The 14906-nt window shown below is 35.2% G+C and carries 16 protein-coding genes and 2 pseudogenes; 11 read left to right on the top strand and 7 right to left on the bottom strand.

Features of this window, described 5'->3' with window-relative positions; genetic code table 11:
- Nucleotides 1-55 precede the first annotated feature (55 nt).
- The 4 genes and pseudogenes from ABH966_RS16420 to ABH966_RS16405 all read left to right on the top strand — a co-directional run.
- Nucleotides 56-226 (top strand): annotated as a pseudogene (locus ABH966_RS16420) (dihydrofolate reductase family protein); the annotation flags it as partial.
- A 126-nt stretch (nt 227-352) separates the two neighbouring features.
- Entirely contained in the window at nt 353-538 is a 186-nt protein-coding gene (locus tag ABH966_RS16415; RefSeq protein WP_370080312.1) for a transposase, read from the top strand.
- A 140-nt stretch (nt 539-678) separates the two neighbouring features.
- Nucleotides 679-1755: an RNA-guided endonuclease TnpB family protein gene (locus ABH966_RS16410; protein ID WP_370080177.1), complete on the top strand. Its 1077-nt coding sequence runs from the start codon at nt 679-681 to the stop codon at nt 1753-1755.
- Nucleotides 1756-1910: 155 nt separating this feature from the next.
- Nucleotides 1911-2270 (top strand): annotated as a pseudogene (locus ABH966_RS16405) (dihydrofolate reductase family protein); the annotation flags it as partial.
- A gap of 23 nt (nt 2271-2293) precedes the next feature.
- Here ABH966_RS16405 and ABH966_RS16400 read toward each other — a convergent pair.
- From ABH966_RS16400 to ABH966_RS16390, 3 genes are all read right to left on the bottom strand, one after another.
- On the bottom strand, nt 2294-3319 hold the full coding sequence (locus tag ABH966_RS16400) for a serine hydrolase domain-containing protein (protein WP_370080175.1): 1026 nt from the start codon (nt 3317-3319) through the stop codon (nt 2294-2296).
- Nucleotides 3320-3394: 75 nt separating this feature from the next.
- Complete coding sequence (locus ABH966_RS16395; RefSeq protein WP_370080173.1) at nt 3395-4150, bottom strand: class I SAM-dependent methyltransferase; 756 nt, start codon at nt 4148-4150, stop codon at nt 3395-3397.
- 76 nt (nt 4151-4226) lie between these two features.
- Entirely contained in the window at nt 4227-4424 is a 198-nt protein-coding gene (locus ABH966_RS16390; protein ID WP_370080171.1) for an HTH domain-containing protein, read from the bottom strand.
- 273 nt (nt 4425-4697) lie between these two features.
- Here ABH966_RS16390 and ABH966_RS16385 point away from each other — a divergent pair, with 273 nt between their 5' ends.
- The gene (locus tag ABH966_RS16385) at nt 4698-4868 is read left to right on the top strand and encodes a hypothetical protein (protein WP_370080169.1); all 171 of its coding nucleotides are present in this window, start codon (nt 4698-4700) and stop codon (nt 4866-4868) included.
- A gap of 587 nt (nt 4869-5455) precedes the next feature.
- Here ABH966_RS16385 and ABH966_RS16380 read toward each other — a convergent pair.
- Nucleotides 5456-5671 carry a helix-turn-helix transcriptional regulator gene (locus tag ABH966_RS16380; RefSeq protein WP_370080167.1) on the bottom strand — a complete coding sequence of 72 codons (216 nt, stop codon included), beginning with the start codon at nt 5669-5671 and terminating at the stop codon, nt 5456-5458.
- Nucleotides 5672-6297: 626 nt separating this feature from the next.
- Between ABH966_RS16380 and ABH966_RS16375 the strand changes: the two genes are divergently transcribed.
- The gene (locus tag ABH966_RS16375) at nt 6298-6822 is read left to right on the top strand and encodes an AAA family ATPase (protein WP_370080165.1); all 525 of its coding nucleotides are present in this window, start codon (nt 6298-6300) and stop codon (nt 6820-6822) included.
- A 25-nt stretch (nt 6823-6847) separates the two neighbouring features.
- On the opposite strand, the gene ku is transcribed toward ABH966_RS16375, so the two are convergent.
- Nucleotides 6848-7666 carry a non-homologous end joining protein Ku gene (gene ku, locus ABH966_RS16370; protein ID WP_370080163.1) on the bottom strand — a complete coding sequence of 273 codons (819 nt, stop codon included), beginning with the start codon at nt 7664-7666 and terminating at the stop codon, nt 6848-6850.
- 105 nt (nt 7667-7771) lie between these two features.
- Here ku and ABH966_RS16365 point away from each other — a divergent pair, with 105 nt between their 5' ends.
- From ABH966_RS16365 to ABH966_RS16350, 4 genes are all read left to right on the top strand, one after another.
- Entirely contained in the window at nt 7772-9595 is a 1824-nt protein-coding gene (locus ABH966_RS16365) for a DNA ligase D (protein WP_370080161.1), read from the top strand.
- A 1-nt stretch (nt 9596) separates the two neighbouring features.
- A complete protein-coding gene (locus ABH966_RS16360; RefSeq protein WP_370080159.1) occupies nt 9597-10079 on the top strand; it encodes a TetR/AcrR family transcriptional regulator C-terminal domain-containing protein in 483 nt (160 codons plus the stop codon).
- Nucleotides 10080-10099: 20 nt separating this feature from the next.
- Complete coding sequence (locus ABH966_RS16355; protein WP_370080157.1) at nt 10100-10561, top strand: hypothetical protein; 462 nt, start codon at nt 10100-10102, stop codon at nt 10559-10561.
- Between the two features lie 150 nt (nt 10562-10711).
- Complete coding sequence (locus tag ABH966_RS16350; protein WP_370080155.1) at nt 10712-11155, top strand: PH domain-containing protein; 444 nt, start codon at nt 10712-10714, stop codon at nt 11153-11155.
- 112 nt (nt 11156-11267) lie between these two features.
- Here ABH966_RS16350 and ABH966_RS16345 read toward each other — a convergent pair whose 3' ends face one another.
- Complete coding sequence (locus ABH966_RS16345; RefSeq protein ID WP_370080153.1) at nt 11268-12188, bottom strand: MBL fold metallo-hydrolase; 921 nt, start codon at nt 12186-12188, stop codon at nt 11268-11270.
- Between the two features lie 1047 nt (nt 12189-13235).
- On the opposite strand from ABH966_RS16345, the gene ABH966_RS16340 reads away from it, so the two are divergent.
- Entirely contained in the window at nt 13236-13736 is a 501-nt protein-coding gene (locus tag ABH966_RS16340; protein WP_370080151.1) for an NUDIX hydrolase, read from the top strand.
- A 40-nt stretch (nt 13737-13776) separates the two neighbouring features.
- Here ABH966_RS16340 and ABH966_RS16335 read toward each other — a convergent pair whose 3' ends face one another.
- Entirely contained in the window at nt 13777-14733 is a 957-nt protein-coding gene (locus ABH966_RS16335) for an MBL fold metallo-hydrolase (RefSeq protein ID WP_370080149.1), read from the bottom strand.
- Nucleotides 14734-14906: the final 173 nt, after the last annotated feature.

The following is a 14906-nucleotide window of genomic DNA, read 5'->3' as shown; positions in this document are numbered from 1 at the left end:
TGTATATTATAAATATTGTTCATGAGTTTTACAAAAGAGAAAAGGAGATGACGTTATGTCACGAGAAATCATTTTATATATTGCGACTAGTTTGGATGGATTTATTGCGAAAGAGAATGATGATTTACAATGGCTAGAAGAAACAGAGGGGGAAGGGGATGCTGGTTATTCCGACATGTATCAATCTATCGATACTATTATTATGGGAAAGAGAACGTATGATTACAGATTTTCGAACGGGAAAGCCCAATCCTTCAGGTGTGGGATGAGAGTGAGGTCGGATACGGAGTGCTACTAAAAAACTGAAAGATTTGTGGTACTTCAAGTATCCGAAAATTCCGCACTTTTTTGTATGTATGTTGCATTTATAAATAAAACTGATAAATTTAAGTTGAGAGAGGAATTTCCTCATCTTCAACATTTGCCAAGCCAATGGACACGTTCCTATTTTGTATCTACCGCAGGAAACATATCGAGTGAAATCATCAAGCATTATGTGGAACAACAAAAAACAAGGGGGGAATACTATGCAAGTTAAATGTAGTAATTGTGGTTTGCGCAATTTTATAAAGACTGAAAATTCGGTAAATTCCACATTTCAGTTCATGGTTGATAATTAGAGAAGCAATTTTAGAAGAGTAAAAAAGCTAGATTAATTAGAGATTGAGGTGAAGAACAATGTCGCAAACAATAACTGTTAAAGTCAAACTGCTTCCAACAAAAGAACAGGCTTCCATTTTGCAGAATATGAGTCAATTGTATGTGTATACAATCAATTCCCTTGTTTCTGAAATGGTTGCAGAAAAGAAAAGTACAAAGAAATCAAGCAAGGATATTTCTGCCGACCTGCCAAGTGCTGTTAAAAACCAAGCGATTAAAGACGCTAAAAGTGTGTTTAAGAAAGTGAAGAAAAATAAATTCAAGGTTGTTCCTGTGTTAAAGAAGCCAGTGTGTATTTGGAATAACCAAAACTATTCTTTTGATTTCACGCACATTTCAATGCCCATCATGATGGAAGGTAAGGCAATTAAAACACCTATTCGTGCTTTGTTGGTCGATAAAGAAAACCGCAATTTTGATTTGTTGAAACACAAATTAGGTACTCTTCGTATCACGAAAAAAGCGAATAAATGGATGGCACAAATATCTGTCACCATTCCTACAAGTGAAAAAACAGGAACAAAGATAATGGGGGTAGATTTGGGTTTGAAAGTCCCTGCTGTTGCAGTGACAGAAGATGGAAGCGCTCGTTTCTTTGGAAAGGGTAGACAAAATAAATCTGTCAGACGTAAGTTTAAATCCAAACGTAAGAAGTTAGGCAAATTAAAGAAATTAAATGCTATTCGCAATCTTGATGATAAAGAACAGCGATACATGAAAAACCAAGACCATAAGGTTAGTCGTGCGATTGTTAATTTCGCTAAAGAAAATAATATTTCTGTCATTCGCTTAGAACAACTAACGAACATCAGGCAGACGGCAAGAACAAGCCGTAAAAACGAAAAGAATCTGCACAACTGGTCATTCTATCGTCTTGCTCAATTCATTGCGTACAAAGCGAACCTAGGAGGTATTAAAGTTGAATTTGTGAATCCTGCGTACACAAGTCAAACATGCCCGAAATGTTCCGAAAAGAATAAGGCACAAGATAGAATATATAAGTGTAAATGTGGATTCGAAAAACATCGTGATTTAGTCGGTGCAATGAATATTCGATATGCACCTGTGATTGATGGTAACAGTCAATCAGCCTAAGATGCTATATGCACTGTCTTAGGAAGGGTAATGAGATCCCCTCATCTTGAAGGCTGTTCAAAACAGAAATGGACTGCGAACGCGTAGTCATTCAAGAATCCCACCCGTCAAACCGTAAGGTATAGGGCTTGCGACTTTAGTCGTGGGAGTCTCAAGTTGTAGACCATATTGATTCTTTTCCATATCTCGATAAGAAATGTTATGTATTCACAACATCACAAAGTGGTGAAAACGAACATGTTGAGTTTGTGAATGAAGATGTAGTAGCGTTTACGAAAAAATTAAGGGAACAGGAAGGCTCTAAAATTTGGATGGTTGGTGGAGCGGCAATTCTCGATGCCTTTATGAAAGCGCAGTTAATAGATGAATTAATTATTACGGTTACACCGCATCTTTTAGGTTCAGGAATTCCATTGTTTAAGGATCATAATCCATATCAAGATTTAAAGTTAATAAATACCCAACGCTATGGGCAAATGGTGCAAATGCATTATAAGGTGATGAAAGAGGCTTGATGTTCCAGCCTCTTTTTCTGCTATTAGTAAAGTGCATGATAGATTTCACCCATGATTCCCTTCATTTGATGCATACCTGTATCAGTATTAGTCATCATAACTATCCCTTTTTCGAGGTATGGATAGGCTACTAGCATACATTGAAATCCAACACCCCAGCCAAGAGAGGAAAATTCGAGCTTCTCGTCCGTGCCATCTAGAAATACGCCTAGGCCCGTCCATTCCTTACATCCTTGTGAACGGAACAGTTCTTTTGCTTGTTTTGTAGTAATACCAATTTTACTTTGCCCTTTGACAGCATTCATAATATCTAGTAATAATTTTGTCAAATCGCTAGGGGTAGTCCATATACCACAAGCAGCAAGATAAGGATAAATAGAATATTTCCCTGGAATTAAAGCTCCATTTTGATCATGGCCACATGCAAAGTTATCCATATTTGATGTTGAAAGAGAGGTAGAAAATGTACTGTTTGCCATGCCCAATGGCTTAAAAATAAAATCATCCATGAGATGAGAAAACGTTTCTTGCGTTATATCTTCTATTAATAACTGAATAAGACAAAAGCCTGCATCAGAATAATGAAATTCACTTTCAGGTTCAACAGTCACTTCAATAGAGGTAGGGCAATAAGGAGGAGTTGTACCACTCATTATTTCTACCATGGATGGCATTTCTTTGAATGATTCTACGGGCATAAAGCTGCCTTCAGGGTCCACAATCCCAGATTGATGACATAGTAAGTTGCGTAATGTAACTTTTTTATGCTTTGTAAATGGATTGTCAGGAACCTTCCATGAAACTAGTTTTTTATTGACATCTTCATCTAAGTCTACAATCCCTTGTACCACCAATTTCATCACTAAAATGCTTGTTAGAAACTTACTGATAGAACAAGCGTTGAAAATGGAGTGCTCATTAATTATTTTATCGGTACCTGCCTCCAGAACTCCAAAAGTATCTGTCTTACTGATTTTTCCCTTTTCGATAGCTACAAGACTTAAACCTGTAATATGGTAATGCTCCATGCGTTCACGAATGTTTTTCATCGATTTAGCTCCTAATTTTTTCTTAATTATAACATAAATAACAGAATATAGAACAAATGTTTGTGTTTTGCGATTTTATTTTTGTAACCGTGCGTGTACAATCATAGATGGACTATTTTTTGTAAAGTCACTTTTGTTCCACGAACCATATATGTGCAACATTTCAAACCCATTTTGTTCTAATAGCCTCTTCATTTCCATTGGATATGTATAGCGAAGTCGAATTGAATCTTCGGAAATAGAGTGTTCTAGTTTATTTTTAGAACGGCAAGTTAAGATTTGTGTGATAGGGTCATATTCGTCACGATGCTGAATAGTTAGTTTTTCACCTTTACTGTTGACTGAACTTTCTTCGTATTCATCCACGGTAGACAGTTCGCTTAGAAGAGCGTTTCTCGTATCAAATACGAATTCTCCACCTGGATTTAAGTGCTTTTTAACGGAATGGAATAAAGCATTTTGACTTTCGTTACTTAGAAAATGTTGAAATGAATTACCTGTCATATAGATAAAATTTGATGTGATCGATAATTGAAGCTGCGTGCAGTCTTGCACTGTAAAATGCACATGGACATTGTGCTTTTTCGCTTTTTCAATTGCCAATTGAAGCATCCCTTCATGGATATCTACTGCATAAACATTGAATCCTTGCTTGGCTAGCGGAATAGCTAAGCGACCTGTGCCACAGGCTAATTCAATTATCGTACCGCTATTCTTCTTGAGATGATTTTCAATAAAATATAAATCCACGTTATAATTTTCATGAAGTACATCATATTCAATAGGGTTTTTATATTTCTCTAAATTTCCACTAAACTCATTTTGATACATACCTCTAACTCCTTCACCTTTATCTTTATTTAAGAAATATTGTATAATAAATCCAATATTCGCACAAATTAGTTTCTCATAATAAATGTGGTGTTGATTCCCGTTCCGTATCACTTTGACTGATAATTTGCGTATATTTAAATTGTTTAATTATGTGAAGAAAAGCTTTTAATATAGAAAGTTGGTGATGCAGTGTTGTTTTAGAAGTATTAAACTGTACACTCATCTCTTGCAGTGATAAAGGTCCCTTTAGAAGCTGATAAAGCAATTTCAATCGAAGTTCATCGCAGGTACGATAGTTTATCGACCTTCTTCTCCCAGCCGTAGTATTCTATAACTGTACTGAGTACATTTTAATCTTCTGTGGTGCGCGCTGGTTTTGCTACATGGGTGCTAACGGTGCAGTTTAGTTGAACAAGCGTGGGCACTTTTGTATTTAAATATCAAATAAAGGAAATTAGTGTTAAAATAAAAATGAAATATCGCCAATAATTTGAATAGTAAAAGAATAAGACTGCTATTAAGGTTTTAAAAGGAGGTATAACTTATGAAATACATTAAAGGCTTATATGTATCTTTTGTACTAATGATGTTAGTTATTTTGGTTAACACAACAATATTTGATGATGAATATTCAGGGATTGCTATGTTCGTTTGTTTAGGTATATTTATAATAGGAACAGCATTTTTTATAAATACCAAACAATTAAAAAATTAGGATACGTAAAGCGAGTTGCTAAACTAACAGGGGGTTTTACTTCAGGCTGGGATTTCACAGTGATTCCAACTTTTTCCTCTCCAACTAACGAAGCAGGATAGTTGAAGTAGGAAATCAGAAAAATGTAAAAAACTACTTGTAATCTCTGTGCTTCTAAAATTTGTGCTCCATTCAAATTTTAAAAAAAGTGCCCATTTTCTGAGCGCCTATTTTTTCTTTGAAAGGTAACTGTTGAATGTAAAACCTCCGAGCAATATAATACAAAAAGCTAAAATAATGTGCTCTATTGAAACAGATTTAATACCATTTAGAAGTAGTATAGCTAGAACAGCTAATACAATGATGATCGACCAGAAAAGTAAAATTTGATTGTACCTATTCCTATTTTGAATTGTGCGTTCGTCTTCAATTATCTCGTTCTCTGTGTCCATTTGTTTTGTTTTCATATTATATCGGATAACTCCAAAAAGCATGATTATACTCATTGGTATATTCCCGTATGAGTATGGGTGTTCAAATAGAGCAACAAACAAATTAATTACAACTAGAGTCGCAACGCTCAACCAAATACTTATCGGTTTTTTCTGTTAGTTTGCACTAGACTCATCCTCCTCCAAAATGAAAATACTCTCTACATTCGTATTGAAAAATTCGGAAATTTTAAGAGCCAACTCTAAACTAGGATTGTAATGGTGATTTTCTATAGCAATAACTGTTTGTCTCGTTATTCTTAGTTTCTTAGCAAATTGTTCTTGTGTTAATCCAGCTTCAGTTCTAAATAATTTGATATTATTTTTAACCATCTTTATTAACTCCTAAAGTAAAATGATTCCAAGCTTCTAAAATTAAAATCATCCTTCCCCTGCGTCTGAAAGTAAAGATATCTTTACATCTATTATATACATTTTAACCAATAAATGTGTAATCGCAGCTACAATAATAAATTAATTTTTAGAATGAGCTCTTTATATAGCACTGAGCAATTTTGAATTGTCTTCTCGACTTCCTAAAGAAAGATTGATAACATCTCCATTAGGATCTATCCAATCAATTGCCAATTTACTGTAATAGGTTGATTGAGGTAGAGGTAGGGCGACCCCATAGGGATTAGCGTCACAGATGAGGGCAAGTAGGGGAACGAAGGCTCAGTGCAAAACAACAGTGATAACGACTTCGTAACCAACATCATGTTGTTGCCACTGCCTTCGCTTTCGCGCAGATAAAACCCTTTTGTTGTCGCTTCGCTTTCGCATAGACAAAACACGTTGCTGCCGCTATGTTAGCACTACGCTTTCGGACAAAAAACATCTGCTGGCCCAGGCTGCTCATCGGACGCCCCTAGGAAAGCGCCCAGCCGGAACGGAAATTAACCCCACGTTATGGTGATGAGCCACAAAATTAACAAGCTATAAAGGAAAGGTGGGTTAATTTGAACAAGAAATTTCCGCGCAAAATACATATCATTGGCTCTGTTGGGAGTGGAAAAACTACTTTAGCGAAAGAGCTATCTACGACATTAAATATTCCTTATTATGAATTAGATAATGTTGTTTGGAAAAGACAAAATTCTGGTGATATTAGAAGAACCGAGCAACAAAAAGTTGATTATTTGAATAATATTATTCTTACGGAAGCGTGGATTATTGAGGGCGTTCATAATGAGGACTGGGTTGCGCAAAGCTTTTTGAATGCCGATTTAATTATTTTCTTAGATACGAATTATTTAATCAGAATCTATCGAATAATAAAGAGATTTACGTTACAAAAAATCGGTTTGGAAAAGTCCAATTACAAACCGACCTTATCAATTTTTATAAAAATGTTTAAATGGAATCGTCATTTTGAGGAGATAGGCAAACCTAATTTTTATCACAAATATGGAATGTATTGTGACAAGCTATTGGTAGTAACAAATAAAAGGGAGATTCTTAAAAAAAGCATATCCAAAAAATAATGGATACGCTTCTTACATGTACTTTTTAAGCATTTTTCTTCGTTTTCGTTGCCCGTTTTCTTGTTGTTGGCTTCTTCGTTTTTTCTAAGGAAGCTTGAAGTGCTGTCATTAAGTCCGTAACGTTATCAGGTACTGGACGTTTATCGCTAGTCGAGATTGTATTTGTAGCTTTTTTCTCCTCTATAAGCTCCATTAAAGCATTGCGATAGTCATCAGTATATTTTTCTGGATTAAATTCTGTTGTTAATTGATCAACTAGCATGAGTGCGGTTTCTAGCTCTTTTGGAACAATGTTTTGTTCACTTGGAATACTTGGAACATCAGCAACACTCCTTACTTCATCGGGGTAATGAATCGTTTCCATTACTAATGCATTTTGATAAACACGGACAATTGCTAATTGTTCTTTTGAACGGATAATAATTTTTGCCACACCTATTTTTCCGGATTGTTCTAATGTTTGACGTAATAGGGCATAAGCCTTTCCGCCAGTCGAATCAGGGGATAAAAAATAAGTACGTTCAAAATAAATAGGATCGATTTCAGTTAATTTTACAAAATCAATGATTTCAACGGCCTTATCTTCATTTTCCTTCCGCAAGTTCTCTAATTCTTCTGGATCTAATACGACAAACTTATTTTTTGCGTATTCATAAGCCTTCACAATGTCCTCATCTTTTACTTCTTGGTTACAGCCTTCACAAACTTTTTTATAGCTAATAGGTGTATGACATTCTTTATGGAGCTGGCGCAATTTAATGTCTTTATTTTCTGTTGCGGCATGAAGTTTTACTGGTATATTGACTAGACCAAATGAGATACTGCCTTTCCAAACTGTATGCATTTGTATCACCTCGTTTTTCTTACTATGATATATTTTGCTTATTTTTATGTATCTTAAAGTGAAATCATCAAAAACTGAAGGTAAAAAGCAAAGTAGGTATTTAAAATGAAACCAATGCTATTAACAGAAGTGCTCGAGACGCCTATAGGTGAGGAGTGGTTGTACGAAACAAAATATGATGGATTTAGATGTATGTTAGTTTGGGACGAACAGCCATTGTTAATAAGCAGAAATGGCAATAATTTAACTCACCTGTTTCCGGAGATACTTGATTTTTGTAACAGCATATTTAATAAAATTAAAAAGTTTTTACCATTAACGTTGGATGGTGAATTAGTTTGTTTAACGAATAACTTTAAAAGTGATTTTTCACTTGTTCAAAAAAGAGGGCGGATGCAAAACAAAGAAGTTATTGCTACTCATGCAAAAGATTTTCCTTGTCATTATATTGCGTTTGATTTACTGAGCTATAAAGGGGAGTCGCTGACAAATAAATATTTAAAAACACGCAAACAGCAACTTTCTAAGCTTTTTACAAATTTAAAGCTCCCGGCGACTGTCAATTATGAGGATCAATGTCCTTTGCAAGTGATTAACTGTGTGGAGCATAGTGAGCCTCTTTGGCAGGCTATAAAAGTTTACAATGGAGAGGGAATGGTTGCAAAGAAGATAACGAGTAAATGGATAGGAGATACACGCTCGACACATTGGTTAAAAATAAAAAATTGGAGATATGTTACGGTAATAGTGACGAAATATGATCATGGTAATGGTTATTTTCATGGTAGTATTTATCAACAGGGAGAGCTAGTTGAAGTAGTTATATTTAAACATGGAATGTCAGAGGAAGAACGGAAAACGCTCATTGCTTTTTTTCAAACAAATGGACAGAGGAATAATGAAACATGGGAGCTGGAGCCATCCATTTGTCTTGATATCGCCTGTATTGATTTCGATGGGAGTAAATGTCGAGAACCGCGTTTCCATGCATTTCGACTGGAGATGTTGCCAGAGGATTGTCATTGGCAGCATATGCAACGTCAACTTTTTCCTATTCCAGATATTGTTCAGATTACGCATCCTGATAAGCCTGTTTGGCCTGAAATCGGTATTACGAAGGATGGTTATTTGCACTATTTGCAAATGATTTCTCCGTATTTGCTACCTTTTTTACGAGATCGACCACTAACGCTAATTCGATTTCCTCATGGAGTCCCGGGTGAAAGCTTTTATCAAAAAAGTAGTCCTGAGAAAATACCTGAATTTGTTGCAACAGGATGGATGGACGATATTCATTATCTAGTATGTAACAATCTTGAAGCATTATTGTGGCTAGGCAATCAGCTTGCACTAGAGCTGCATATTCCATTCCAAACGTTACAAACAGAGCGTCCAACTGAGATTGTTTTCGATCTAGATCCTCCTTCCGTTGAGCAATTTTCACTTGCTGTTACTGGAGCCCTGGATTTAAAGGGAATTATCGATTATTTTAAGCTGCAATCTTTTGTTAAAACGTCGGGAGGTAAGGGAATACAGCTATATATACCGTTACCTGAAAATGCCTTTACTTATGAAGAGGTGCGAGTATTTACTGAATTTGTCTGTCGTTTTTTATGTGAGCAAAAACCGGAATTGTATACGATCGAGCGTTTAAAGAAGAATAGACATCAAAAATTATATTTAGATTATGTGCAGCATGCAGAAGGCAAGACGATTATTGCTCCATATTCAACTCGTGGCAACGAAAAGGGCTTAGTGGCAACGCCATTACATTGGGAAGAGGTCAATGAGCATTTAACACCAGATCTCTTTACTATTCCTGCTGTACTGGAGCGAATGAAAAATGTGAGCAACCCTTTTAAAGATTTCCGTCAGGTAGGGAAGAGCCAGGATTTTCAATCAGCTTTAGAGAGGTTAAAAGAGCAATGACTTGCTATCTAAGTTTGAAAAGGAAGAAAATGGGATCTGTGTAGAAGCGGCATCCCTTTATCATCATGTACCAAATAAAGAAGCACTTATACAACAGGTTATCGATGCTGTGAGTATAAAAGCTGTTGTTGACGAAGCAACTGTGCTGCCATGGACGCAGACGTTCCATTCTTTTGCAACTAATTTCAGAAACATATTGAAAGCGCATCCGGGGGTGGTTCCATTAGTGGCCATTCACTCCGTTTCTGAAAAGACGGGCGCTAAATTGGCTGTCCCATTAATTGCTGTAATGGAAAAGACAAAGGCAAGTCCCGAAGAAGTTCTTTTCATCATCCAGTCGATCGCCGTCTTTGTTATTGGTCATGCACTTGCGGAGGTAGGTAATTGGCCTGATCGTCCCACAGCGCCAGCGGAATACTATAATCAATGGTTCGAAGTAGGTCTCACTGCATTGATCAATGGATTCGAACAAAAGTATGAGTAACAATGACAGGAGGAACAATCATGTTTTTTTATTTATTGCTATTGCAAGTTGCAACGTTGCTTTATCATCAACTTACAACATGGATTGATTTTTATCCTTTTAACGGAGTACGTCATTACTCAGCCAAAGAGCGCCGCAATGAGGCGTTGGTGAACGGCATAATTATGATGATCCCTATCTTGCTTTCTTTAAGCCGCGAGTCCGTATGGTTCGGCATTAGTGGATTTGTATGGACCCTTGTTTTGATTGGGGCAATTTTTAACTGGTGGATTCCTTATTTGACAGGTGTGATGGTTTATAAAATGCCGAATAACGAGACATGGCAGCAAGTATACGAAAGGATTTTTTCGAACACCATTACCATACTCCCTCGTATAAAAAATAATCCGCGTCCCAACCTGGAGCATATGATTCTCCACGCCCTTATTCTAGGGTCGGCGATTACTGCTTGGACGTTTGCTTTCTATTTCAAAATCGGCTAAAAGTTATTATTAAAGTTCGATTTTTATCAAAACACCATTATTAAAAAGCACTTAAAAGAATGTTCTTATACTTGCGAAACCACTGCCTATTGATTTAATAATAGTAAGTGAATTTTAGAGAAAATTAATAAGAATGGTGGGATAACTCTTATGGTTTATCATGCAAAAACAAATATTAATTTAGCAATAATGATTTTTTTATTGATTTGGATATTTGGCGCTATATCACTTCTTCCGATCATCACATCTTTATTAACGGTTATTATTATGTCAACGGCCTTTATTGTTTCACTAGTTTTTATTTGGTGGTACGCAAATTCTATCAAGTTTGTTTTCTGTGAAAAGTATCTCTTAGTTAAAGGTGGTCCATTCAAAAGTAAGATTCCGTATCAAAGTATAACAAGGGTTTCTCCAACGACAGATAAGTATACTGGTTATCAAATTTCATCATCTGAAAAGGGACTGGAAATATTTTACGAAACAGCAGCTCATGGTAGTATAAAAATTTTACCAAAAGATAAAATGAAGTTTATTTTAGAGTTAAAAAAACGATGTCCTAATGCACAAATTCCACAAAATCAACAATTCGAGTAAATGGTTAAATTTGTTTTATCTGTAATCCTTTTTTGATAGGGAGGAGCAGGCTTTTCAATCTGTCTTGGCTCATATATAAGACTAAGAGAGGACAAAATACTACGCCCTCTCTTTAATTGGTTGACAATGCTTTTAGTTGTTCTATATTTTGCTGGTAAATCTCAGGTGAACGCCAATCTTTATAGATTTCAGGAATTTCAATATCCTCATTCTGCTTGCTCTTTTCTGCAATAGTAGTTAATTCAGAAATATAATTGATTATTTTTGAGATATCTTCTTTTGTACCTATTGGACCGTGTCCGGGTACTGCCACGTCAATTTCTAGTCGTCCAACTTTTTTTAAAATATTGCTCCATTTCACAGGATCAGACTCTTCAAAAAACGTTGGGTGACAATTCACAAATAATAAATCACCCATAAATATTACTTTCTCATCAGGAATATAAAGCATTGCATCACAAAATGAATGGCCTCCTCCTAACGTGAAAAGCTTTGCACAACGTTGTGTTCCCTGAAAGGTTATTTCATTTATAAATGTTTGGTTCGGTAAAACTAATTCCAAAGTTGGTAAAGAATCTTTTAATTCATTTAGAGAATTTATTTGGTATTGTATTTGGGGATCATTAGTTTGATTTAGTTGGTCTTTTAAGGATAGAATATAGCCTTTTAAACCTTGAATATCATTTTTCTGTTTACTGAATCTTGAGGGATGGACATCTCTTATTTTTGAGTATGTAATTTGACTTGAAATAATAATTGAATCTTTAAATGTTTGGTTGCCTCGAATATGATCGCCATGCCAATGGCTGTTAATAACCCATGTAACAGGTCGGTTTGTTATTTTTTCAGCAACGAACTTTAAGTCTTCAGATGCTTGTTGAGTGTTAAATGTATCAAAAATAATAATTTTATCGCCTAGATCCACAAAACCGGCATTTCCTACAGCTCCACCACCATCTTTAGCTATTGCTGCATATATACCTTTACCAATTCGGTCTAGCTGAAAGTGTTTACTATAAAACGTATCGTTCATTTATCTCACCTCTTATTTTATTTAGTTTCCTATATTTTCTATATTCGATTTTGATTAAAACAATTCCTTTAAGATTTAAAAGTGGCTACATCTGTATACGTATTCGTCTGGCCCTATAATACAAAGTTTTTAATTGAAGTAATCTATGCTTATTTATCAGGGAGAGAGGGCAGCTTGCTCTAGTTTTGAATCTTTATATCTTGTGGTAAGCAAATCAAGTTTAAATAGAAACAGATATGAAAACTGTTATAAATATTCCCACAGCCATTACAAAGAGGGAAATTTTCTGTAATAATGAATAGTCTCGAAATTTTTTATTTTGAAAAGCAAAATCAGAAATTATGGAAAATAGAAAAGCTACTAAAATATCCACCAAGATTCTATTAAGAAATGAAATATTGTATATAGCAATTGCTATAATTGCTATATGCGAAAAGATAAAAAACCTAATATATTTGTTTTTTAATATCATTTTATCACCTCTTAATTCCTGTATATTACAAAATATGTATTGACAGGATGATTATGACGTTTAATATATATGTCAATAAAATTATTATTTTTATGTTGTTTTCGTTAGTTTTTATTTTGTATTGGCCAGTTTAGTTCCAATGCTAATGCTACTATACCGATGTTGCTGATATAAGTACCGATAATGGTCAAATCTTGTTACTTGTACAGTATGGATATCATGTCGAGGAGGAAACGCTTTAACTTGTTTAATACTCTACCTTGAGTAGAAGGAATTAACTTTGAATGATACGACAGAAACGTCTTGCCACCAAAACTTGTGCGGTTTTTCTCGTTATTAGATTAATAGAATTCCTATAGCCTTTGCTCTTTCTTTCATTCGATTTAACATTTCACTTCGCAACAAATCAATTTAGTCTTGTTCTTATGGTGACTGCAAATAAATACGGTTATGACTGTAAGCATCCAGCAATTCTATATTGACCATTTCGTTTGGAGTCTGTTCATGTATGCAATATCGAGAAAAGGTAGCGATATAACGTGATAGATTTAACTTTTGAAAGGTAGGAGATTCTGATGGATAAAGAAAAACATGATATCACATTCCCAACTAAAGATGGTGTGTTCAATATGAGGGTGGGTGCAATCATTCTCCGAGATGATAAAGTGCTGATGGTTAGAAATAATCGCGACTCTTATTACTACTCCGTTGGGGGAAGAGTGAAATTACAGGAAACGTTAGAAGAAGCCATTATCCGCGAATGCTTTGAAGAAACCAAAGTGCATTTTGAAGTTGATCGTTTAGTGTATATTCATGAAAATTTTTTTCCTGTTCAAAGTGGTACATATGGAGAAACCCAATTTCATGAAATAGCATTCTTTTATTTAATGAAATCAAATGAAGTCGAAGTAGAGTGTGAAAGCTACACCAGTGATGGTATTGAAGAAAGGTTAGAATGGTTACCTATTTCGAATCTTCAGGATGCCTTTCTATTCCCAGAGTTCTTTAAATCAGAACTCGCTTGCTTGCCTGCTGAAATCAAACATATCGTAACAGTTGAAGAAAAAAGAACATAAAAGAAACAGAGAGGATTACTCCTCTCCAGTTAAGTTTGCTTTAATTTTGGGAATTCTTTTTCTCTAAGTAATCCAGAATCCCCATTGACGAAACAATAGTATCGAATGGGATTGTTTGATAAACCGGATGATTTTCTGCGATGCCATTTTCCTGTAAATAGTTGTACAAAAGAGCCTTTAAGCGGGTATCTAAAAATTGTACTTGTTCTTTAAAATCACTAGATACCAATAACGCTTTTTTCCCTTCAGCTAGAAATAATGGTGTCCAGTAGCGTACTTGTCTGTAAGCTTCAGTTGGATTTTTATAAGCACCGAAATGGCCGAAATACAATTCTGTAGCATTTAACTTTTCATAAAGTTGGATAGATTGCTCCATTGTATCTGGGTCATACTGATTCGGTGAAGTGGAGGGAATAATTAAATCAATTGATTCGCTCTCCATTTCTGGATAACGTACACCAGTTGTATCTCCAACAAACAATCCATTCGTAGCAGAATAAAGCATCGAAACATGATGCTTTGCATGACCTTCTGTATGATAAAACGTTAGCTGATGTTGACCTAAAGATAGTACTTCCTCATGTCCGATCTCTATAATGCGTTCAGCATCGATAGGGACAATCGGATCAAAAAGACGATCGAACTCCGCCCCGTAAACACTCTTTGCACTGGCAATTAGACGACTAGGATCCACCATATGAGATACACCTCGTGGATGTACAACGAATTTGGCATTTGGACAGCTTTGTAAAAACAAGCCTGCACCGCCAGCATGGTCTAAATGGATATGTGTAACAATTACATATTGAATATCCTCTAGATCAATATGTAACTCATCTAAACCTTCTATTATATATGGCATAGAAGGACTAGCAGAAGTCTCGATTAATGTAATTTTTTCATCGATAAGCAAATAAGAGCTTGTACGCTGTTCACGATTTAAATCATGTGTATCAATACAATAAAAATTTGGTGCAAGTTGTTGGACTCTCCCCATTAAAAAAAACCCCCTTGGTTTCTGAAATGCGCTAAAATTTCTCTGATATTCATTTTTTATCTACAAAAAGTAGTAGTTGTACTTTATGATAATAGAAAAACATACTGAGTGTCTATTCATTTATTAGAGGGAAATATGAATGGAGAAAAAGTTACACTAGTGTGTGCTAATTG

The organism is Lysinibacillus sp. RC46, assembly GCF_041262385.1.
GTDB lineage: Bacteria > Bacillota > Bacilli > Bacillales_A > Planococcaceae > Lysinibacillus.
The sequence above is the reverse complement of the archived record's forward strand: the minus strand, read 5'-3'. Positions and strand labels throughout refer to the sequence as shown.